Origin of the sequence: Brevibacillus sp. FIR094, from assembly GCF_050477165.1 — a bacterium.
Classification (GTDB): domain Bacteria; phylum Bacillota; class Bacilli; order Brevibacillales; family Brevibacillaceae; genus Brevibacillus.
The window spans coordinates 181,963-203,114 of the sequence record NZ_JBEAES010000005.1 but is presented as its reverse complement, the minus strand read 5'-3'; the positions used below and the strand labels follow the sequence as shown (position 1 = coordinate 203,114).

Genomic DNA, 21,152 nt, shown 5'->3' with positions numbered 1-21,152 from the left:
TTAGGAGCGGGTGTTGTGAGCGAGAACAACCAGTTGCGGGATGTATTTGTCGCGATTGCGGATCCAACTAGGCGCCGACTGATTCATCTGTTAGCAGAGGCAGGCGAGTTGCCACTTCATGAGTTAACGCCACAGTTTCAAATGGGCCGTACAGCGGTATCCAAGCATTTGACGATTCTCAAAGAGGCCGGACTGGTACTTGATCGAAAAGTCGGCAGAGAAACGCGATTTAGACTCAACGCCTCACCACTCAAAGAAATTCAAGATTGGGTGGCTTTCTACAGCAAGTACTGGACTATGAATATGTTGCGCTTGAACCAACTATTAGAGGAGGAAGAAGAATGAGTTTAACATTATCCTTGGATTTTCAGTACACGACAACGATCGAGAAGGCTTGGTCCGCTTTAACTGATTCAGGCAAGTTGGCAAAGTGGATCACCGAAAATGATTTTAAACCCGTCGTGGGGCATCGTTTTCAGTTTCGCCATCAGCCATCCGAATATTGGGATGGAATCGTTGACGGCGAAGTGCTTGTCGTGGAAGCACCGCACCGGTTGTCCTATTCTTGGGCTTCTGGAGCCGAACGGCATACGGTCACCTGGACGCTGCAAGATTTAGGGGACGGAAAGGTTAACCTTCATCTCGAACAAACTGGATTCTCAAATGTTCACGGACTCGAAGGCGCCAAGTATGGCTGGAGCGCATGGTTCGGCAAGTTTGAAACGGTGTTGGAATAATAACCGCATTCGATACGAAAACTGAACCCTGCTTGACACGACTCAACATAAACCGGCCGCATGCTTGCAGCCGGTTTATATCTTCTTCTGACAATCAGTTCTGTGAGTAGTGTTAGCGAAGAAAAAATGTAGTGGCGAGAATGTAGCTCACTCTTGTTGTTCACTGAAAATAATGTTTGAGACTCAAAAATAAAATGTTAGACTGTGAAAAAAATTGATAAATATAAGAGGAAGATTGATGGTGTATGAACAAAGCCGAATGGAAGTACTACCGGACGATACCTGTGAGCATATGTAACCAGCGCTCCGCGTGTCGATGGAAAGAGAGAGTCACTTATATCGTGGCCGTTTTTGTTGTCATGGCTTTGGGCTTAGCGTCCAGGGCTTTCGCCGATGTCTTGCCTGTCTTTGTAGCTGAGCATTTTGGCGATGCTTTATGGGCGTGCATGATCTACTTCGGCTTTCGCACTTGTTTTGCTCATAAAAAGATTTCTTTCGCGCTGTGGTGCAGCCTCGCGTTTTGCTTTGCGATCGAGGGCAGCCAATTGTATCAGGCCGGTTGGATTAATTACCTCCGGCAGACAACGATTGGGGCGTTGGTATTAGGAAAAGGATTTTTGACTGCAGACCTTGTGCGGTACACTGCTGGAGTTGCCGTCGCTTCTCTGCTCGACCTCGCTTGGCCTTGGCGTAAGCCCTCGTGATTTTTGGCGGAACAACGCCAGCAGAATCCTTTAACAAATACATATTTGAAACAAAAAATCTATCGTAAACTTCTAGGAGGGATTATGTTGCAGCAGCTCTTTAACGATATGATTAAACAGGACATAAAGCCGTTCCTTTCCAAGCGTGGCTTCGCAAAGAAGAGTTTGAATTTCCATAAGAGTACAGAAAACCTCATCTACATGTTCAACTTTCAAAAATCTGCTGGCAATTCAGCGGACAATGTCATGTTTTATGTGAACTGCGGTATTTATGCAGCGGAGTTGGCACAAATACAATCGAGAGAGATTCTAACAGCACCCCAAGAAGCGGAGTGTCACTTCAGAGCAAGAATTGGTGAAATTGTTGAGTCTGCTCCGGATCGATTTTCAATCACTCCTGATACGAATATGGATGATGTTAGAAAAACGCTGCTAAGTGGATTCGAAGAGGTTATTCATTTCTTTGATACGATGACTAGTGCCAGATCGATTGTTGATTATTACACTTCAGGTCCATTTTTACATCTGAGCGAAGAAAGCTTTCATTTGCTCTTACAATCCAATGATGTAGTAGCGGCTAAACATTATTGGAAGGCTTTGCAGGAAAAGTACGGAACAGAAAAGCGATGGACCATATTCGAGAATAAATACACGGCCATCTTCCATAAATACGGAATGGAGTTTGATAAGCGATAAGTCAACATATTGAAGATGCCTTACCCCGTTATGACATAAATCTAACGGAAACGTTTGTACAATAAGAACAGCGGCCAGCCAAAAACCAATTTATGGAAAAATAGGCGAACGAATAGGCGGAAAATCCATAACGTAAAGTGTATTAAAGCCAATGGAGGAGGGAATTTATGTACGGGTGGTATCCACAAGAGGGTTATTATCCAATTTCGGCGGGCGAAGGCAGACACTACAACGATTACGAATTACTGAGACACATTGCCAGATTAGAGCGACGTTTGGCGGAAGTACAAGAAGGCTTGTCAGCATGTACGAAAAAAAATGACGGATTAAAAAAGGATTTAGAAGTTGTTAGACAGCAAAGCCCAATACAAACTCAAAATGATCAAACCTATCAACAGCCAGCAGTAGATAAAGTAAATGTCAAATGTATTGCAACGACAGGGACATCGGTATCCTTTGAGATATCGGATAGAAGATTAACATTTGATAGCGATTATTATGGTAAATATGTAGGCGAATATACCCCTGGCAAAGTATACGTAGCATGGCGGATTATGGAGCGGGGCAAATCTATCTTACCATTAAGGATGATAATGAAATTTGGCATACATTTAGATATTCACGTTTCGAATCGTAATTGACAAATTGTGTTCATGAAAGTCAGTGGCAAATACATGAAGAGTTTGCTCGCTTAGATTGATTCACGTCGAGTGGTATAACCAAGGATACGAACTGCTTGTTGCCAGAAAATGCTTATGTCACTCGACATTATACATACTTCGAAAAGTGCTATGTAATTGACCGATGAAATGGAATCTCCTCATGCAACGACACTTTAATTTGACGTTACGTGTGCTTTCCATCAAATTTCATCAAGCCGAAAAAAATTTTGAGTGATTGGAGGAATTTAGTATTTTTGGTAGAATCAATAAAAGGATGAATGATTCGCAAAGCAACCTAACGCACACTTCTAGAAATCCTAAACTACACGAATTATCCTAAAACTCCCTCCATCTAGTGGTGTCTTACGAGCTAGCACAAGGTATTTCTCTACCCAATATTTAGATAAATTCCTAAATATCTAAAAATGATGGATGAAAGTAGGATCGATTGATTATGTCAATGAATTACGCATTTAAGGCACTCTCTGATCCCACAAGAAGAAAGATTCTTGACCTGTTGAGGGAGAAAGACATGACGGCTGGAGAAATAGCCGACCATTTTCAAATGACAAAGCCCAGCATCTCCCACCATCTTAATTTGTTGAAACAGGCACAAATGGTTTACGACGAACGAAAAGGGCAAAACATCTACTACTCACTTAATACGACCGTTTTTCAAGACTTATTAAAATGGTTTATCCAATTCCGTTAGAAAGTGAGGTAATCACATGAATAAATCCAATTTGTCTATATTATTTTTTTTCATCAGCGTTATCTTGGGCGTAGTTTGTTATCCCTCCATGCCAGATCAGATGGTAATTCATTGGGGACCAAGTGGCGAACCGAATGGTTTTGCGCCTAAACTTGTGGGTGTATCCTTTATTCCATTTGTGATGCTATTTATTTTCGTGGCTGTTCGCAGACAAAAACAGTACTACCGAAAGTTCCAAAGCAGTCACGATACAATCTTGAATACGTTAATGATCGTACTTCTCGTCATTCATGGCGTGATCATCGCATATGGATATGGATATATGTTAAATATTGGGATATTTGTCACGCTTATTTTAGGAATTCTCTTTGTAACGATAGGGAATTTTATGCCTCGTTTTCGACATAACTATTTGATTGGAATACGCACGCCATGGACACTCGCCAGCGAAGAGGTTTGGAAAAATACCCACCTATTGAGTTCCCGTGTGTTCTTCATCGGAGGAATCCTCATCATTCTCACCTCATTTTTGCCAACAACCATTCATTATATCTTGATGTTGATCATTGTCTTGGTGACAATTCTGATTTCTTTCGGAAGTAGCCATTACTATTACAAAAAAACAGGAAGGGGAAAGTAGAATGAAAAACTTGAAAATAGCAATTCTGTTATCATTGGTGAGCGCTATCGGTTTTATCTCAGCTATTCCCTATATGCTGGCAATTAGCGGGGATGCATTATCCGTGATTCCTCTCCCGATACCAATTGCAATGGCAATTTTCGTCTTGCAGGGAAGCATCATGGCATTTCTGTTTTCGTGGATTGGATTGACCTTCGCAGTCAAGGTAGGGCTGGATGCCCCCGTCCTTCGGAAGTGGTTATATAAAACGGGTGGAGAATCCTTCAACAAAAAGGGAATCATTCAAGCAGTCATCTTTGGATTTGTAGCAACAGCTCTTCTCCTCCTACTGGAACTCGCCGTTTTCCAACCATTACTGCCAATTCTGGCCGAAAAGGCCCAAGACTTAGAAGTGTCGGTTTGGGCAGGTATGCTGACAGCCATTCAAGGCGGAGTATACGAGGAAGTCATGGTTCGTTTGTTCATGATGACAATGATCGTGTGGATTTTGAGTAAGCTATTGGGACGTAAATCCTCCCCTAAGCCATGGATGTACTGGGCAGGCATCATTGGGGCAGCCCTTATATTCGGGCTTGGTCATCTCCCTGCTGCAGCTGTTTATTTTGGTGAGATTACCCCGTTGTTGTTCGTTCGCACGATCGCTCTTAACGGGGTGGCAGGAATACTATTCGGTTACCTCTACTGGAAGCGTGGGCTGGAGTACGCAATGATTGCTCACGCGATAGGGGATATCATCCTTCATGGTTTCATTAAATAAAAACGCTTCGCACATGATACCGTTGTGAGTGTAGAACCATACAATTGTTCGACATTTCGAGAGATTTTTCGAGTCAGTAGATCAAAAACGCCGTCGTAAGGTGGTTTTTGGTCTTCTTTCCGTTTAGTCAAAAAGTGAAATATAAAACAAATTTTAATTTTTATGGAAATTTATTGAATACCGAAAAAATGAGGCGTAATATAGAGAATGGAATTTATTAGGAATGAGGGGGGCATGCCTTGCGTTTTCTAACGAATTTTTCTCTCAGAAACTCAACAGCTATTATTATTATGAGCCTGCTTGTCGTAGTCAGTGGAATCATTGCCGCCATGTCTCTCAAGGTAGAGAACATGCCGGATATCACTTTCCCTGTGCTTCTAGTCAATACTACTTATCCGGGTGCATCACCAGAAGATGTTCTCGATGATGTAACGAAGCCATTGGAACGTGAAGTTGGGCATGTAACAGGCGTTAAGGCAGTGGAGTCATACTCAAGCAATAATAGTTCCACGCTACAGGTCTATTTGGAGACTGGTTCAGATGTACAAGCTGTCAGGGACGAGCTGGAAAGAAAAATCTCCAGTATCGCGCTTCCTAGCAAAGTAAGCAGACCGCAAGTTATGATTCAGGGCTTCAGCAATCAACCCGTCTATTATCTGTTTGTGACAGGACAGGACAAGGAGAGTGGACTAGACCATTTTGACAACGATGTAAAAGAAACCGTGATCAAAGAGTTAGAAGGTATTGAAAGTGTTGATAAAGTATCGACAATAGGCGGACAATTCAAAGAAATGAAAATTCTGCCAAACATAGATGCGCTAAACTACTACGGAATCTCTCCGTTGCAGTTGAAACAGCTTTTACTTGACAATCACGTAGCTCTGCCAATCGGTACGATCACCGAGGATGGGGAAGAGCGCATCATTCGCGTGGTGAGCCGTTACCTCAATGTAGAAGATATTCGTAACACCAAGATATTCCTTCCAAGTGACCCCAAAGCTGGGCTTACCTACGTTAGGCTTGGCGATATCGCAGAAGTTAATTTTGATCAGGTCATTAATTCGATCAGCCGCTTCAACGGCCAGAATGGAATTAACATCAATATTTACAAAACACGTGATGCCAATGCGGTAGAAACCGGTGATGCCATCAATGAAAAACTATCCCTTTTAAAAGAAGAGTACCCGAAGTTAACCTTTACCACGATTTATGACACCTCTGTCGATATCAAGAATTCGATTAACGGCATGCTCAAGGAAGGCTTGCTCGGAGCTATTATGGCTTCTATAGTCATCTTACTGTTTTTGCGTCATGTAAAGGCAACCCTCATCGTCCTAGTCTCTATCCCAACATCCATCCTAGTAAGTCTAATTTTCATGTCCTTTATGGGCATCACTCTCAATATGATTACACTGTTCGGGATGGCAGTGGCTGTAGGACGAGTTGTGGATGACAGTATCGTCGTTATCGAGAATATTTTCCGCCATTTGCAATTGAACAAAGAACGCAAGGAAAACTTGATTCAAATTGCCACCCACGAAATGCTACATGCCATTACCTCATCGACTTTTACGACAACTGCCGTCTTTTTACCCATTGTGTTTGTTGGAGGGATGATCGGGGAAGTATTCCGCCCATTTGCACTAACCGTCGTTTGCTCGTTGTTTGCCTCACTATTAGTAGCCGTGACGATTGTTCCACTGTTAGCCAAGCTGATGATCCTAAAAGACCACAATATCAAGGAATATGAACATGGTAAAGGGTCTGACACGTACAGGAAGCTACTTCACTGGGCACTCAACCGCAAGCCCGCTATCGGATTTCTGTCACTTGTTCTATTTGTCGCAAGTCTAGCGCTTCTCCCGTATATGAAATACGGATTGTTTCCTGATCCGGAAGCGAAGTACATATTCGCGCAAGTAACGATGCCAAAAGGTACTCAACTAGATGGTCTCGATCAAACGGTTGCCCAGGTCGAAAGTAAATTGCTGGAGCAGCCTGAAGTAGAGTACATAGAAATCAATCTTGGCTCTGAAAATGAAGCGGAAATACGCCAATCGAACCAAGCCCTCTTAATAATCAAAACAGGGCCAGATGTGAACCTCGACCAAGCCATCAAGAAATTTGAGGGAATCGTCAAACCAATGATTCCACTAGGATCTGAAATGGCCTTGACTAAACCTGGTAGCAGCGATACCAACAAGTTTAAGGTGATTCTGTACGGGCCAGATCTGGATCGTTTGAAAGAGGCAAGCGAAATTGTCAAATCAAACTTGAAAGTAAGTCCTCTGTTGACTAACGTGAAAGACAATTTGAACGATTTCAAAAATGAAGTTGTCATCAAAGTTGATAGAGACAAAGCCTCGGAATTGGGAGTTTCTCCAGTACAGGTGGCTCAAGAGGTCAACCTCCTGGTCTCGGATACCCAAATTGGCAAGATCAAAGTCGACGACAAAGACTATAGTCTTTTCTTTGGACTCGGAGAAAACCATGCGAAATCGCTTGAGGAACTGAACAATATCTACATTCAAACGCCAAGCAAGCAGCAAGTGCGTTTGGTGGACTTTGCCGAGATTGACCAAGAAAAAGTTCAATCACAAATCATGCGCAAGGACGAAAAACAATTCGTACAAATTACAGCAGATATCACGAGTGATAACAAAGGAGGAGCGAGTAATTTCCTGTTTGCGATGCTGCAAGCGGAAAAATTGCCTGCTGGCGTTACATTGTCATCTGAAGGTGTCTCAAGCGACATGGAAAAAAGCTTTAAAGATATGCTCTTAGCCATTGGTGCAGCGATTTTTATCGTCTATATTGTCATGCTTATCACTTTTGGCAATGCTACGGCTCCGCTCGCGATTCTACTGTCCCTGCCACTTGCTGTGATCGGCGGATTATTTGGCCTGTTCATTTCGGATACCGTTCTCGATATAACGGCACTTATCGGCTTTTTGATGCTGGTCGGAATTGTTGTTACCAACGCAATCGTGTATGTGGACAATATCCAGCATCGAAGACTGGAAGGGACTTCTATGCGTGAGGCAGTTGTCGAAGCTGGCGTTACCCGATTACGCCCCATTATTATGACAGCAGTTGCGACAGTCAGCGCGCTCTTGCCACTTTACCTCGGCTTTTCTGAAGGAGCCTTGATGACCAAAAGCTTGGCGATTGTGGTCATTGGTGGACTCGTTACTTCGACGATCTTGACCTTAATCGTGGTTCCTATCGGGTATGAATTACTGTATCGGATCAAAAAAGAGTTTTTTGCCCCTGATACCAAAGAAGCGGAGATCGAGCCAAGTGAGGATATGTTTATTTCTGTGCTGAGAAGTTTACGCGATATGAAAAAGTCCGGGTAAGGCAGAGGGAGGAATCTACTAAAAATGAAGAAGACGAAGCTAGTCAGCTCAGGTGTGGCATGTCTTATAGGCTTGACGATGATCTCGGGATGCAATTCTCAATCCGCAGAAAAGACCAATTCTAATGAAGGAAGAACACAACTCGAAAGCCAGTCCAGTACGGAGATTGAAACCATTAAAGTGGAGAATTCCGTTGATGTTCAAGTAGAGGAAGTAGTAGAAGGAGAACTAAAAGAATCCGACAGGTTACTGGCGGAGGTATTCGCAAACACGGATGTGAGTATTTACGGCAAAACTACCGGGACCGTCTCGCAAATCCTAGTGAAAAAAGGGGACACAGTAAAAAAAGGGCAAGTCATCGGCAAGCTGGATCAAACCGAAGCGCAATTGAAACTGCGTCATGCTGAGGCGGCATTAGCAGTCGCCAACGCAAATTTAGAGCATTCCAACAAAATGGGAACGTCCAGCGAATTGGCAAATAGTCAACTGAAGCAGGCTGAGCAAACCTATGCGAATGCCCAGCGTACGATTGCACAAGGATTGACGCTGGCGCAAGCAAATTACGACCGCGCTAAAAAGCTGTTTGAAGAGAAAGCTATGTCCAAAAGTGAGCTTGAGAATGCAGAGAACGCATATCTGCAAGCAAAAAACCAGTATCAAAGCCAGCTAGATCAGGCGCAAATCGCTTTAATTAATGCTCGGACGCAAGTGAATACAGCCGATAAAAATGGACGAGTCACGCAAGCAAATGTGCAACAAGGAAAGGTTGAAGTGGATATTTCCAGAAATGCGTTGGAAAACACACTGATCAAATCGACAGTAGACGGCATTGTCACCGATATCCAAGTCCAAGAAGGTGATACGCTCAACCCCCAAAAGCCTATTGCAACGGTCATTAACCTTGACCCGATGATTGTGAAGGTGAATGTGTCAGAAAAAGCGTTGGCAAGCTTTCGAAAAGGAACACAACTAAATTTGCAGGTACCCTCTCAAAATATCAAGGTCAATGGCAGTATTGCCTACGTGGGACTAAAGGCTTCTGAGCAATCTAAGCTTTTCCCCGTGGAAATAGAAGTGCCAAATCCAAAAGGTACGCTACTTCCCGGAATGAAGGCGGAAGTGTCTTCAATCAAAGGACAAGCAGGTATTCTCATACCGACAGATGCCATCCTGGAGCGAAATGGGAAATCGGTAGCCTACGTCGTGAATGGAGAAAGAGTAGCTGAAAAAGAAATCTCAATCTCTTCAAAAGGAACGGAGAAGACGCTTATCGGCTCAGGCGTGAAACCTGGAGACCAAGTAGTTATCAAAGGACAATCACAATTAAAAGATGGTGCAAAAATTCGCATTGTTCCCTAAGTAATATTGAGGAGGATACCTATGCAAAAGATGTACGTTTCCCAGAACCGATGGCTACTCTCAGCAAAAATGACGGCGGAGGCAGAAGTGCTATTATTTTGCTTTCACTATGCTGGTGGTCATGCTGGTATTTATCGGGATTGGCAAAAAAAGCTACCCGTTCAGATTGGCGTTTGTCCTGTGCAGCTACCAGGCAGAAGTAACCGCTTTTTAGAGCCTTGCTACACGGATTTGTCTGTAATGATTCGTGAAATGGCAGAAGCGCTACTTCCCTATCTGAATCGACCGTTTGCCTTTTTTGGACATAGCATGGGAACGCTGGTCAGCTTTGAGTTGGCCAGATATTTACGCAAACATTACAACCTCAAGCCGCAACATCTGTTTGCATCCGGATATCATGCCCCGCATCTGCCAGATCCGGGCGAAGCCATCCATCATCTCCCAGATCAAGAGTTTCTGGAGGGCGTACGAACAATGAATGGCACGCCAAAGGAAATTTTTGAGGACAAGGAGATTCTGAACATGCTTCTCCCTACGCTTCGGGCCGATTTCACGATATGCGAGACGTATCGCTATCAAGACGAGGAACCGTTGGAGTTCGGACTGACGGCCATTGGCGGTTGGCAGGACCCCGATTTTTCCGTAACCCATATTGAAGCCTGGAGAGATCACACGAACGCTTCTTTTCAAACGCACATACTGGAAGGGGACCATTTTTTCATCCATTCACAACAGGACCAAGTCCTTACTATTGTCGGGTCAACTCTTCAAAATTATCTTGCAGGGTACAGGGGGATAGGATGATGACAGGAAAAGCAACGCGAGAGGGGACACAGCGCCTAGCACAGGCCAATCCCCATCTTTTCTATAAGCAATTTGGCAGCTTCGATGTGTCGATCAGTCAGGTTGGATTCGGAACGTACCGGATTGATGAACAGGATGAGCAGTACCAGCAGGCACTCCGTAAGGCACTGCTCGAAGGAATTAACCTGATTGACACGAGTAGTATGTATACAAATGGTAGCGCTGAGAAAGTCATCGGACATGTGCTGAAGCAACTGATCAGTGAAGAAAAAATAAAGCGGGAAGAGCTTGTCATCGTGTCCAAGGCCGGTATCGTCCAAGGAGAAGATTCCGACGAGACGATGAAGAGGACAGAGCAAGGTAAACCGTATCAAGACTTCACGACGGTATATGACGGAATGTCAATATGTATCCACCCAGAATACCTTCAAGACCAGCTGACACGTAGCCTGCAGCGCTTGCAAGTAGACACGATTGATTGCTACATGCTGCACAATCCAGAGTGGTATTTGCTATGGGCAAAAATGAAAAAGATCAAACAACAGGAAGCGCATGTGGAATTAGTAGAGCGAATTGAGAAGGCTTTTCGACATCTGGAAAAAGAAGTAGAGTCAGGTCGGATTCAATGCTATGGAGTCAGTGCCAATTCGTTTGTCAGCAATGTCAAGGAATTTGATTTTGTTGCGCTGGATACCCTCTGGGAGATTGCAGAGAAGATTACGCCGAATCACCATTTTCGCGTCATCCAGTTTCCAATGAACATGTACGAATCCGGTGCGATGCTGGAAAAAAGCCATGCGCAAGGTAAGAGTGCCTTGTTATTTGCCAAGGAAAAAGGACTTGGTGTAATGACCAACCGAACGCTAGATGTGACAGCCAAGGAAAAAATTTTCCGCCTGACGAACATCCAACTAGATCAGAGTACGGTCATTGACGAAAAAGAAGCCACTCGTCGAATCAAGGATTGTCTCAATCGTGTAGATGATGTAGAGGATCAGATCGTCTATCGCGTCTTGCCATTGCTTAACATGGAGAAAGAAGATGTGAAAGAGCTGAAGAAAAAAATATCATCTGGAGCTACACTGCGCAAATACTGGAAAAAGCTATACTCTGCCACAAATGTGCAAAATGTGAGAAGCTTCTTGTTTGAGCCGGTCATTGAAGATATTCGCAATACGATTAAAAAACATGAGGGCTTGGACGACCAGGCGGAGCAATGGCTGGATACCTACAAGGCAGCTCTCATGGAGACAGCTGAAGCCTTGAACAGCTACTACGCCCCCAAAGACTACCAGCGTTCACTGGATATCTCGAAAGAGCTGACGAGGGTGAAACCGCATTTAATGACAACAGATAACCTCAGCCAAACAGCGATTAGAACGATGCGCGCCACTCAAGAGGTACACAGCGTCCTCGTGGGGATGAGACGTGAGCATTATGTAGATGATGTACTCATGGAATTGAAGAGACCTTTGGATACGATCATGCAAGAAGAAGACTGGCACACAATGACCCAAACCCTAAAAACGATTATTGGCTAAAAACACTACCCAAATAGTAAAACCACCTTATGGATCGTGTGACAACAACGATTCCATAAGGTGGTTATTTTTTATACCTTTCGGTTATTTCCACTTGCTGATGATATGCTCGCGATCAAACATCTTAATACTAATCTGGAACAAGATCAGGGCAACCACCGCACAAAGCGTGACCAATCCCAGATAGATTACAGGATTGCTCATCATGGAGAGGAAAATGACCTGACTGACAGCAAGTCCGATGATCGGCAGAACCAGTAAGGCACCAAATTGTTGGGCTGCTGCGACGTTGTCAACTTTCGAGGAAACAATGACGCTCATGGATACGCTGATGATCGAAATAAATGGGACCAGCAGCATCATCACGAGGATAAATACGATGGAAAAATACTCGCTAGCATTGTCAAAGGTTGCAAAGATAAACCCTAGAAAGATGAGCTGGACAACCCAGGTCAGAGCGATGGAAGGTAAGGAGTAAGCTAGGACCTTACCAAGCAAAAACTCCTTGGTGGAAATTGGGGTGACCAGCACGCTTTCCAATGTTCCTGTCATTTTTTCCATGATGATGCTCGTCGTGGCAAATGTTAAGGGGATCATCGCCGGTACGATCAGGAACAAGAGGAAATAGAAGCGGGCTATGGCAATATGACCATCTGCACCTGCCATGTTCAGGAGGGGATTGGTCAATTTCATCAGGTTAAGAATGAACTCCATCTTACCATTTTGAGCAAATACAGTGGTGATCAGAGCGACAACCAATATAACGAATGGTGCAGCAAGATTCGTAATCAAAACAGAGCGGGCAGCGAAAAGCTCTTTCCATTCCCGGAGAATAACAAATCCTGGCATCCTAGATCGCCTCCTTTTCTTGATTCAACAGGCTGAGATAGGAGTCCTCCAGTGACACGGAGATGGGTGCTATGTAATTGACCGTAATATCTGCTGCGACCAGCTTTTTGATCAGCTGTGGGTTCGAGGTCTTCGGATTGGCTACCCTCAGGTGGAACTGATCTTCGGTGCGCTTATACGACTCAACTTCCTCGGAGGCTTTAATAATCTGTTCCGACTTCTGAGAATCCGCTCCTACGTCAAGAAGCACATTGTAGGTGGTCCACTCTTCACGGAACTTCTGTGGGGTGGTTAAACGGATCACTTCACCCTTAATGATGGCGAATTCATGACATAACTCATCAATTTCTGCCAGGATATGTGAACAAAAGATGATCGTTTTTCCAGACGCAGCCCACTCGCGAATCAGATCTTTTAGCTTCCGAGTACTGACAGGATCGAGATTGGCTGTGACCTCGTCTAAGAAAAGCACTTCGGGGTCGTGTAAAATCGCGCAAACAATCGACAGTTTTTGTTTCATTCCTTTTGACAATCTGCCAGCAGGATCGTTTCTCCTGTCCCACAAATCGAACTGGCGAAGCAAATACTCGATGCGTGAAGCACGCTTGGCTTTGGGAATCTGGTAGCAGGAGGCGAAGAATTCCAGGTTGTCCAACAAAGAAAGCTTGTCATACACCCCGGGAGATTCTGTTACACAACCAATTTTTTTGCGAATCTCTTCTTTATTCTTGCTGATTTGATGACCGAGGATGGAGACTTCTCCTGACGTAGGCTCAATGAGGCAGGACAGGATTCGTAGGGAGGTTGTTTTTCCAGCTCCATTAGGTCCAAGTAGACCAAAAATTTTACCTTTGGGAATCGAGAGAGAAATGCCATCGAGAACTTTTTTGTCTCCGAACGATTTTTTGAGATCCTTAATTACGATTGCAGGCTCCATAAAAAATCCCCTTTTCTAGACTTTTCTGTGACTCCGATTGAGTGTACAGCTCCTATACTAACTTTTTATCCAATTCAGAATATTAAGGTCTTGTAAATACGATGTGTTTATTTCAAAAATGGGCAGAAACAACGGGAGATGGAGAAGGAAATTCCTTGACTGGTGAAGGTGAAATACTGAGATGAGGGCATAACTTTCCCTTCCCCAATACACAGAGGCAATTTCATATCAGAGCGATATGTCATGTTGAAAGAGGTGAAGCATTGAAAATGGAAACTGTCTAAAATTGTCACTTTTTACCAGTACTATAAAAAACCTCCTTTCATCCCTCAAAACCAGCAGAGTATTGCCTTTTGGCATTCTTTACTCTAATTGTTGGGCACAAAAAATAAAAAAATTTACATACAACCACTTGCAGAAAACCATATTTTTGAGTTATATGTAAAATCATGTAACAAAAAGTAAAAAAGTGGAACCAATTCCATCTAAAACAATTTTCAATCGAAGTCAACTTTTTGTCAACGAAATTATGAGAAATGCTGGTGATGTTTTTTTGAGAATATTATTCCTAACAACATTCATGAGCAAAGAAAACAAGATTGTGCAGTACTTGGAATCAAGAAACCACGAAGTCATTGTATGCAAGAAAAAATGGGATCAACATACGGAATATTTCGAACAAATCGACTATATTATCAGTTACGCATACGGTTATATTCTCGGTAAGGAAATCGTTTCCCGTTTCGAAGGGCGCATTATCAATCTTCATACATCGCTCTTGCCCTGGAATAAGGGGAGAGACCCTGTTTTCTGGAGCATTTGGGATGAGACACCAAAAGGGGTTACGCTACACCTTATCGACGAGAACGTAGATACGGGCAATATCCTTGTTCAGGAAGAGATTGCTTTTGAAGACGAAGATACACTGATTGATTGTTACAACAAAGCGAACCAGGTGATTGAAGATCTGTTCATCCGAGAGTGGGAGAATTTTATAAGTGGGCGGATCACACCATTTCCGCAACCATCCGGTGGATCGATTCACTACAAAAAAGACCGAGAATTCTACAAAAACCTGAATATGACCACCGTAAAAGAGCTGCTGGCATTAAAGCGTTATTGTGGAGAACAAACAAAAGTTGAGATACAGAGCGATAGAACCTACCATCAGTTGTTTGAACGACAAGTCGAAGTCTCACCGGACAGTCTAGCAGTTATTTGTCAAGATCAGTCCCTGACATACAAACAGCTTAATGAGCGAGCCAATCAGTTAGCCCATTACCTTTGTGCTAAAGGAGTTAAGCCTGACGATAAAGTGGCGCTCATGATGGACAGATCACTGGACATGCTAGTGAGTATTCTCGCCGTTCTAAAGGCCGGAGGAGCATATCTTCCTATCGATCTGGATTATCCGAATGAACGAATTGATTATATGCTAAACGACAGTAGCGCACCCGTTTTATTGACACAGACTCCCCTTATTGAGAAGGCGAAAAATATCTGCGAAGTAGAAGTGATCGACGTGTGTGACCCTGGTAGCTTCACTGACAGAAAAGAAAATCTACCGCACGTCAATCGATCAACAGATCTCGTCTATGTCATGTATACATCGGGATCTACAGGTTTGGCCAAGGGCGTAATGATCGAGCATCGCAACTTGGTAAATTTTTGCGAATGGCATAGCCAGTATTTTGAATTAAGGCCTGAAGACAAAGCCCTTGTCTATTCCAGTTTTTCATTTGATGGGTCTACATTGGAAATATTCCCTTATCTGCTCACTGGCGCTTCCTTACACATCGTGCCAACTGCACTGAAGTATGATCTGATTGCCTTGAATGATTATTGCAACCAAGAAGGTATTACGATCAGCTTTTTTCCGACAGGAGCAGCTGAACAGTTCATGCAGATGGATAATCGTTCTTTTCGAGCGATGCTAACAGGCGGGGATGTGTTAAAAAAGGTTGATCGGCGCGGTGCTTATAAGCTTTACAACATGTATGGACCGACAGAGTGCACAATTGCTGCTACTATTTTTGAGGTGGACAAGCAATACCAGAGCATTCCGATTGGCAAGCCTATCGCTCATACTTACCTCTTCATTTTGGACGAGAAGCTGGCATTACAACCGATTGGGGTAGTAGGTGAGGTATTTATCCTCGGTGAAGGGTTGGGACGAGGATATGTGAACCGACCAGATTTAACCGCTGAGAAATACATCATTCATCCGCAGGCGGGCGAGCGCATGTACCGTACGGGAGACAGAGCACGCTGGTTGCCTGACGGGAACATCGAGTTTTTGGGTCGTCTCGACAATTTGGTTAAAATTCGCGGATATCGGATCGAGCCAGGAGAAATTGAACCTTTCCTCATGAATCATTCATTGATCGAAATGGCAACCGTTATCGCCAAAGAACGGGAGGATGGCCGCAAATACTTAGTTGGCTATTATGTTGCTCCTGATGAAATCCCTTTTCACGAGTTGAGGGAATGGCTCGGAAATGATCTTCCTGATTACATGATCCCGACGCACTTTGTTCACATGGAGACTCTACCGCTCACCACGAATGGAAAGGTGGACAGGCGGGCATTGCCAGATGTACGGGAAGATGAGGAACTGCTGAGGGACTATTATGTCGCGCCTACTGATGAGCTTGAACAACAATTGGCTCAGGTATGGAGCAACGTGTTCGGAATTTTGCAGGTGGGAATCGACGACCATTTTCTTGAATGTGGTGGGGACTCGATCAAGGCCATGCAGCTCATTTCCCAGATCAAGAATATCGGATTCGATTTGAGATATGACCAGCTTTTTAAGCATCCAACGATTCGCCAATTGAAACGTTTGCTCACAGAGCAAGAGCAGACGAACATACACCCATTGCAAGAGCTAATCGAACAACAGGAATACGAAACATCCGCAGTGGAGAAACGAATGTACATCATCCAGCAGCAGGATGTTGAGTCGATCGCTTACAATGTGACATTCACTGTTGACTTTCCCAAATCCGTAGATGTGGAGCACATCCAGGTGGCCTTGCAGCAACTGGTGATGCGCCACGAAGGATTACGAAGCACGTATCACATGTATCAAGACGAAATTGTAAAACGAATTGTCACATTCTCCGAGCTGTCATTTGTCCGTCAAACGGGTACAGAAGAGGTGCTACTCAGCCTACTTGCAGAGCACATTAAGCCATTCGATCTGGCGAAAGCGCCATTACTCCGGGCCGGAATCATTGAAACTCCTGACAAACAGGTTCTCTGGCTCGACTCTCATCACATCCTCATGGATGGTTTATCCAAGTCGATTTTGTTACAGGAATTACAGACTTTACTCGAAGGACAGCAGCTTCTCCCTTTAAAGAATACCTATAAGTCGTTTGCACGATGGCAAAATGAGTGGCATTCAAGCAACGAATACAAACAGCAAGCGGTTTACTGGAAAACCCTTCTAGAGGGCGAGCTTCCCGTTGTCCAACTTCCTACACGAAAACGTCCGCCGCAACTGACATTTGATGGAGCTACGATCACGTATCGCGCAAACAAAGAACTCACTAGAAAACTCAAGACCACAGCAACAAAACATGATGTCACCCTCTATATGCTGATGCTCACCATCGCATCTGTCTGGCTATCCAAAATGAATAACGACAGCAAGCAAGTCATACTCGGTACTGTAACTGATGGAAGACAGCATCCAGATACGCGAGAGATACTTGGAATGTTCGTTAATACCTTGCCACTCCTACTCTCAATTGACCATGAAGCAAGCTTTTTACATAACCTGCAACAGGTAAAGCAAGAGCTTTTGTCTGCTTTGCAAAACCAGTACGTTCCCTTTGATAAAATTCTCGAAGGCTCTGGCGCAAAACGCGACGGGAATCGTCATCCCCTGTTTGATGTGATGTTCATGATGCAAAGCTCACCGGAGACTGGGTTGGAAAACCACATGCGCCATATCAACAACAGGATTAGCAAGTTCGACCTGACACTAGAAGCAGAGGAGCGGAAGAACGAGCTGCACATTGTTTTTGAATACAACACACGGTTGTTTGATGAAAGCATGATCCAACGTATGATTGCGCAGTTTGAACACCTTCTATTGCAAGCTGTTCACGGTTTGGAGCAGCAAGTTAAAGCGTTTGAACTCATGACTCAAGGGCAACGCCTCGATTTGTTTCTAGGGGTAAACGATACATCCAAAATATATCCCAGCAAATTGATCATGCAGTTGCTAGAAGAATGGGCTACTGCTACACCTGACAAGATCGCATTGGTACTCCACAAACAGTGCATGACGTATCGAGAGCTGAACGAACGAGCAAATCAACTGGCACATACCCTCCGCACAAAAGGGGTGAAACCAGACGATCTAGTGATGCTTATATCGGAACGATCCTTCGAGATGATAGTAGCCATTTTCGCCGTATTGAAAGCAGGTGGAGCCTATCTACCGATCGATCCGAGCAGTCCAACTGACAGAATTTCCTACATTTTCACAGATAGCGGCGCCAAGATGGTGATAGCACAGTCCCGTTTCGTTGAAAAAGTAAGCTTTACAGCGGTTGTTATTGATTTGAACAGCGAGAGTAGCTTTTCCCCAGATACAAGTAATCTACCGCTGAATAACAAGCCGGATGACCTCGTGTATGTCATGTACACATCGGGATCAACCGGGAAGCCCAAAGGCGTGATGATTGAACACGAGGGGCTGCTCAATGTACTCCATGCCATGCAGGATGAATATCCGCTTATATGTGAAGATGCAATCCTGCTGAAGACGACCTACATTTTTGATATCTCTGTAGCGGAAATTTTCGGGTGGATTCCTGGGAATGGCAGACTGGTGATTCTCGAGCCAGAGGCGGAAAAGAATCCCAAAGAAATATGGCAAGCGGTAGTCCAAGAAGGCATAACTCACATCAATTTCGTGCCATCCATGTTGAATCCGTTCGTCGAATATCTGGAGGGGCGAAACGAAGCCAACCGATTGCGGTACATCCTTGCTTGCGGGGAAGCGATGCCGGATGATCTCGTGCCAAAAGTATATGAAGTACTGCCGGAGGTGAAATTGGAAAACATCTACGGGCCAACAGAAGCGACGATATATGCTTCGCGTTATTCGCTCGCAAAAGACTCACTGGAGAATCCTGTCCCCATCGGAAAGCCACTGCCGAACTATCGAATGCATATCGTCAATCAGTACGGACAATTGCAGCCAATAGGCGTTCCGGGCGAACTATGTATTGCCGGAATCAGCTTGGCGAGAGGGTATTTGAATAACGAAGAGCTGACAGCGGAAAAATTTGTTGCCCATCCATTAGAGGCTGGTAAGCGTATCTATCGCACAGGCGACCTGGCACGCTATCGTGAGGATGGCAATATCGAGTATCTCGGACGGATGGACCATCAGGTAAAAATTCGTGGATATCGCATCGAGTTGGATGAAATTCGTAGCAAACTGATTCAGGAAGAGACCATTCATGATGCGGTGGTTATGGCCCGAACCGACCAGAACAATCAGGCATACTTGTGCGCCTATCTGCTTTCAATGAAGGAATGGTCAGTCAGTCAATTGCGCGACCTGCTTCGCCGTGAATTGCCAGAATATATGATACCTGCCCACTTCGTTCTCATGAAGGAGTTTCCGCTTACATCCAACGGTAAGCTGGATCGTAAGGCCCTGCCCGAACCGGACGGAAGTGTGGGAAGCGAAGTGGAATACGTAGCACCGCGCTCTGAAATGGAGAAGATTCTTGCCGGAATTTGTGGAGAAGTACTTGGCATCGAGAGGGTAGGGATTCAAGACAGCTTTTTCGAGCTTGGTGGAGATTCGATCAAAGGTTTGCAGATCGCGTCTCGTCTGCAACGGATGAATCTCATGATGGAAGTCAATCATCTGTTTAAATATCCGACGATCGAACGAATGGCACCTTTTGTCATTTCCGCGAGGATCACGATCGATCAGGGCCTCGTAACAGGGCCTGTCTTACTTACACCAATCCAGCACTACTTCTTTGAACGGATTAGATCAAGCAGACATCACTGGAATCAAGCAGTGATGATTTTCAGCCAAGAGGGCTTCCATAGCGAACGACTGATGGAGTCTCTACATGCACTTGTGCTTCATCATGATGCCCTGCGCATGAGTTTTAGCGAATCGGATGAGGGATTTGTCCAGTTTAATCGGGGCGATGATAGTAATCTGTTTGTATTCCAAGTGTTTGATTTTACAGAAGAGCTGGACGCTCAAAACAAAGTGGAAGAAGAAGTAAACCGCCTGCATGCCAGTATGAAATTACAGGAGGGACCCCTGGTTCAAGTAGCGCTCTTTAAGACAAGAGTAGGTGACCATCTATTTTTTGCGATTCACCATCTGGTTGTTGACGAGGTTTCCTGGCGCATTATTCTGGAAGACTTCCGAACCGCCTATCAACAAGTAGCCTCAGGTAATCCAATCGCGTTACCGGAAAAAACACATTCTTATCAAAAATGGGCGAAAGAGCTAAAAAACGTAGCCAATAGCAAGAAGCTTGTAAACGAACTAGCTTATTGGGAAAAAGTCGAATCCACTCCAACCCGTCCATTGCCAAAGGATCAAGAGACCATTTACCAGACCGAAATGGAGACGATAACAACATCGGTTCACTTCTCCAAAATGGAGACTGAAAAATTACTGCGCCATACAAATCACGCCTACCAAACGGAAACGCAAGAGATCCTGTTGACTGCCTTGGGAATGGCGATGCAGGAATGGACAGGGACAAACGATGTTAGGGTCTTTTTGGAAGGGCATGGACGTGAAGAGATTGTCAAAGGCTTGAATGTCTCCCGTACGGTAGGTTGGTTCACTTCACTTTTCCCGGTCGTCCTACCTGCTACCAAATCGGGCCAATTGGCGGAGCAGATCAAGCTGGTCAAAGAAATGATGCGTGCCATTCCTTCTAAAGGAATCGGGTATTCCATCTTAAAGCATCTTACAGATACCGAGCACAAACGAGGCATCCATTTCACACTCCAACCCGAGGTTGTGTTCAATTATCTGGGACAGTACGATGCCGATCTGGACAATGATCTGTTCACGCCATCGAATCTACCAGAGGGTAGAGTGCTAGGACCTCATGCCGAACGCATGCACCCGTTAGATATCTATGCCAAGATTGTTGGTGGAGAGCTGGTTACCTATATGAATTACAATCGCCATGAGTATCACAAAACGACGATAGACAAGCTCATGGAACTCTATCAATTTCATTTGAACGCTATTATTTTACATTGTATACAAAAGAAAGATTCTGAGTTAACACCGAGTGATTTTGTGGACAAGAAGCTCTCTCTGGAAGAACTCGATGACATTATGGACTTGATAGGCGATTTATAAGTATATGTAACTCA

Annotated in this window: 15 protein-coding genes; 13 read left to right on the top strand and 2 right to left on the bottom strand. The window is 44.4% G+C overall.

Translation table 11 applies throughout. The features are described from left to right. Positions 1 to 15: 15 nt before the first annotated feature. The 12 genes from ACQ5DJ_RS05975 to ACQ5DJ_RS05920 all read left to right on the top strand — a co-directional run bounded on the left by ACQ5DJ_RS05975 (position 16) and on the right by ACQ5DJ_RS05920 (position 11,971). Complete coding sequence (locus tag ACQ5DJ_RS05975; RefSeq protein WP_429841630.1) at positions 16 to 345, top strand: ArsR/SmtB family transcription factor; 330 nt, start codon at positions 16 to 18, stop codon at positions 343 to 345. Then, positions 342 to 737 carry an SRPBCC family protein gene (locus ACQ5DJ_RS05970; protein ID WP_429841629.1) on the top strand — a complete coding sequence of 132 codons (396 nt, stop codon included), beginning with the start codon at positions 342 to 344 and terminating at the stop codon, positions 735 to 737. The genes ACQ5DJ_RS05975 and ACQ5DJ_RS05970 overlap by 4 nt, the downstream gene beginning before the upstream one ends. Positions 738 to 982: 245 nt before the next feature. Then, positions 983 to 1,441, top strand: coding sequence for a DUF2809 domain-containing protein (locus ACQ5DJ_RS05965; RefSeq protein WP_429841628.1), 459 nt, complete (start codon positions 983 to 985; stop codon positions 1,439 to 1,441). 84 nt (positions 1,442 to 1,525) lie between these two features. Next, positions 1,526 to 2,137: a DUF4304 domain-containing protein gene (locus ACQ5DJ_RS05960; protein WP_429841627.1), complete on the top strand. Its 612-nt coding sequence runs from the start codon at positions 1,526 to 1,528 to the stop codon at positions 2,135 to 2,137. 167 nt (positions 2,138 to 2,304) lie between these two features. Further along, positions 2,305 to 2,778, top strand: a complete 474-nt coding sequence (locus tag ACQ5DJ_RS05955) for a hypothetical protein (protein WP_429841626.1) — start codon at positions 2,305 to 2,307, stop codon at positions 2,776 to 2,778. A 475-nt stretch (positions 2,779 to 3,253) separates the two neighbouring features. Then, entirely contained in the window at positions 3,254 to 3,511 is a 258-nt protein-coding gene (locus ACQ5DJ_RS05950) for an autorepressor SdpR family transcription factor (protein WP_429841625.1), read from the top strand. 16 nt (positions 3,512 to 3,527) lie between these two features. Beyond that, positions 3,528 to 4,151 (top strand): SdpI family protein, encoded by a 624-nt coding sequence (locus ACQ5DJ_RS05945; RefSeq protein WP_429841624.1) that lies wholly within the window; start codon positions 3,528 to 3,530, stop codon positions 4,149 to 4,151. A 1-nt stretch (position 4,152) separates the two neighbouring features. Further along, complete coding sequence (locus ACQ5DJ_RS05940) at positions 4,153 to 4,908, top strand: CPBP family intramembrane glutamic endopeptidase (RefSeq protein WP_429841623.1); 756 nt, start codon at positions 4,153 to 4,155, stop codon at positions 4,906 to 4,908. 239 nt (positions 4,909 to 5,147) lie between these two features. Then, positions 5,148 to 8,267 (top strand): efflux RND transporter permease subunit, encoded by a 3,120-nt coding sequence (locus ACQ5DJ_RS05935; protein ID WP_429841622.1) that lies wholly within the window; start codon positions 5,148 to 5,150, stop codon positions 8,265 to 8,267. A 24-nt stretch (positions 8,268 to 8,291) separates the two neighbouring features. Then, positions 8,292 to 9,626: an efflux RND transporter periplasmic adaptor subunit gene (locus ACQ5DJ_RS05930; RefSeq protein ID WP_429841621.1), complete on the top strand. Its 1,335-nt coding sequence runs from the start codon at positions 8,292 to 8,294 to the stop codon at positions 9,624 to 9,626. Between the two features lie 21 nt (positions 9,627 to 9,647). Then, the gene (gene lgrE, locus ACQ5DJ_RS05925; RefSeq protein WP_429841620.1) at positions 9,648 to 10,430 is read left to right on the top strand and encodes a linear gramicidin aldoreductase LgrE; all 783 of its coding nucleotides are present in this window, start codon (positions 9,648 to 9,650) and stop codon (positions 10,428 to 10,430) included. After that, on the top strand, positions 10,427 to 11,971 hold the full coding sequence (locus ACQ5DJ_RS05920; protein WP_429841619.1) for an aldo/keto reductase: 1,545 nt from the start codon (positions 10,427 to 10,429) through the stop codon (positions 11,969 to 11,971). The genes lgrE and ACQ5DJ_RS05920 overlap by 4 nt, the downstream gene beginning before the upstream one ends. 84 nt (positions 11,972 to 12,055) lie before the next feature. Here ACQ5DJ_RS05920 and ACQ5DJ_RS05915 read toward each other — a convergent pair whose 3' ends face one another. Continuing rightward, positions 12,056 to 12,820: an ABC transporter permease gene (locus tag ACQ5DJ_RS05915; protein ID WP_429841618.1), complete on the bottom strand. Its 765-nt coding sequence runs from the start codon at positions 12,818 to 12,820 to the stop codon at positions 12,056 to 12,058. Position 12,821: 1 nt separating this feature from the next. Further along, positions 12,822 to 13,757 carry an ABC transporter ATP-binding protein gene (locus tag ACQ5DJ_RS05910; RefSeq protein WP_429841617.1) on the bottom strand — a complete coding sequence of 312 codons (936 nt, stop codon included), beginning with the start codon at positions 13,755 to 13,757 and terminating at the stop codon, positions 12,822 to 12,824. A gap of 553 nt (positions 13,758 to 14,310) precedes the next feature. Here ACQ5DJ_RS05910 and ACQ5DJ_RS05905 point away from each other — a divergent pair. Then, a complete protein-coding gene (locus ACQ5DJ_RS05905; RefSeq protein ID WP_429841616.1) occupies positions 14,311 to 21,138 on the top strand; it encodes an amino acid adenylation domain-containing protein in 6,828 nt (2,275 codons plus the stop codon). Positions 21,139 to 21,152 lie beyond the last annotated feature (14 nt).

Coding starts and splice junctions, on each gene's coding strand:
- ACQ5DJ_RS05970 (WP_429841629.1), top strand. CDS start 342: ATGAGTTTAACATTATCCTTGGATTTTCAGTACACGACAACGATCGAG.
- ACQ5DJ_RS05965 (WP_429841628.1), top strand. CDS start 983: ATGAACAAAGCCGAATGGAAGTACTACCGGACGATACCTGTGAGCATA.
- ACQ5DJ_RS05960 (WP_429841627.1), top strand. CDS start 1,526: ATGTTGCAGCAGCTCTTTAACGATATGATTAAACAGGACATAAAGCCG.
- ACQ5DJ_RS05955 (WP_429841626.1), top strand. CDS start 2,305: ATGTACGGGTGGTATCCACAAGAGGGTTATTATCCAATTTCGGCGGGC.
- ACQ5DJ_RS05950 (WP_429841625.1), top strand. CDS start 3,254: ATGTCAATGAATTACGCATTTAAGGCACTCTCTGATCCCACAAGAAGA.
- ACQ5DJ_RS05945 (WP_429841624.1), top strand. CDS start 3,528: ATGAATAAATCCAATTTGTCTATATTATTTTTTTTCATCAGCGTTATC.
- ACQ5DJ_RS05940 (WP_429841623.1), top strand. CDS start 4,153: ATGAAAAACTTGAAAATAGCAATTCTGTTATCATTGGTGAGCGCTATC.
- ACQ5DJ_RS05930 (WP_429841621.1), top strand. CDS start 8,292: ATGAAGAAGACGAAGCTAGTCAGCTCAGGTGTGGCATGTCTTATAGGC.
- lgrE (WP_429841620.1), top strand. CDS start 9,648: ATGCAAAAGATGTACGTTTCCCAGAACCGATGGCTACTCTCAGCAAAA.
- ACQ5DJ_RS05920 (WP_429841619.1), top strand. CDS start 10,427: ATGATGACAGGAAAAGCAACGCGAGAGGGGACACAGCGCCTAGCACAG.
- ACQ5DJ_RS05915 (WP_429841618.1), bottom strand. CDS start 12,820: ATGCCAGGATTTGTTATTCTCCGGGAATGGAAAGAGCTTTTCGCTGCC.
- ACQ5DJ_RS05910 (WP_429841617.1), bottom strand. CDS start 13,757: ATGGAGCCTGCAATCGTAATTAAGGATCTCAAAAAATCGTTCGGAGAC.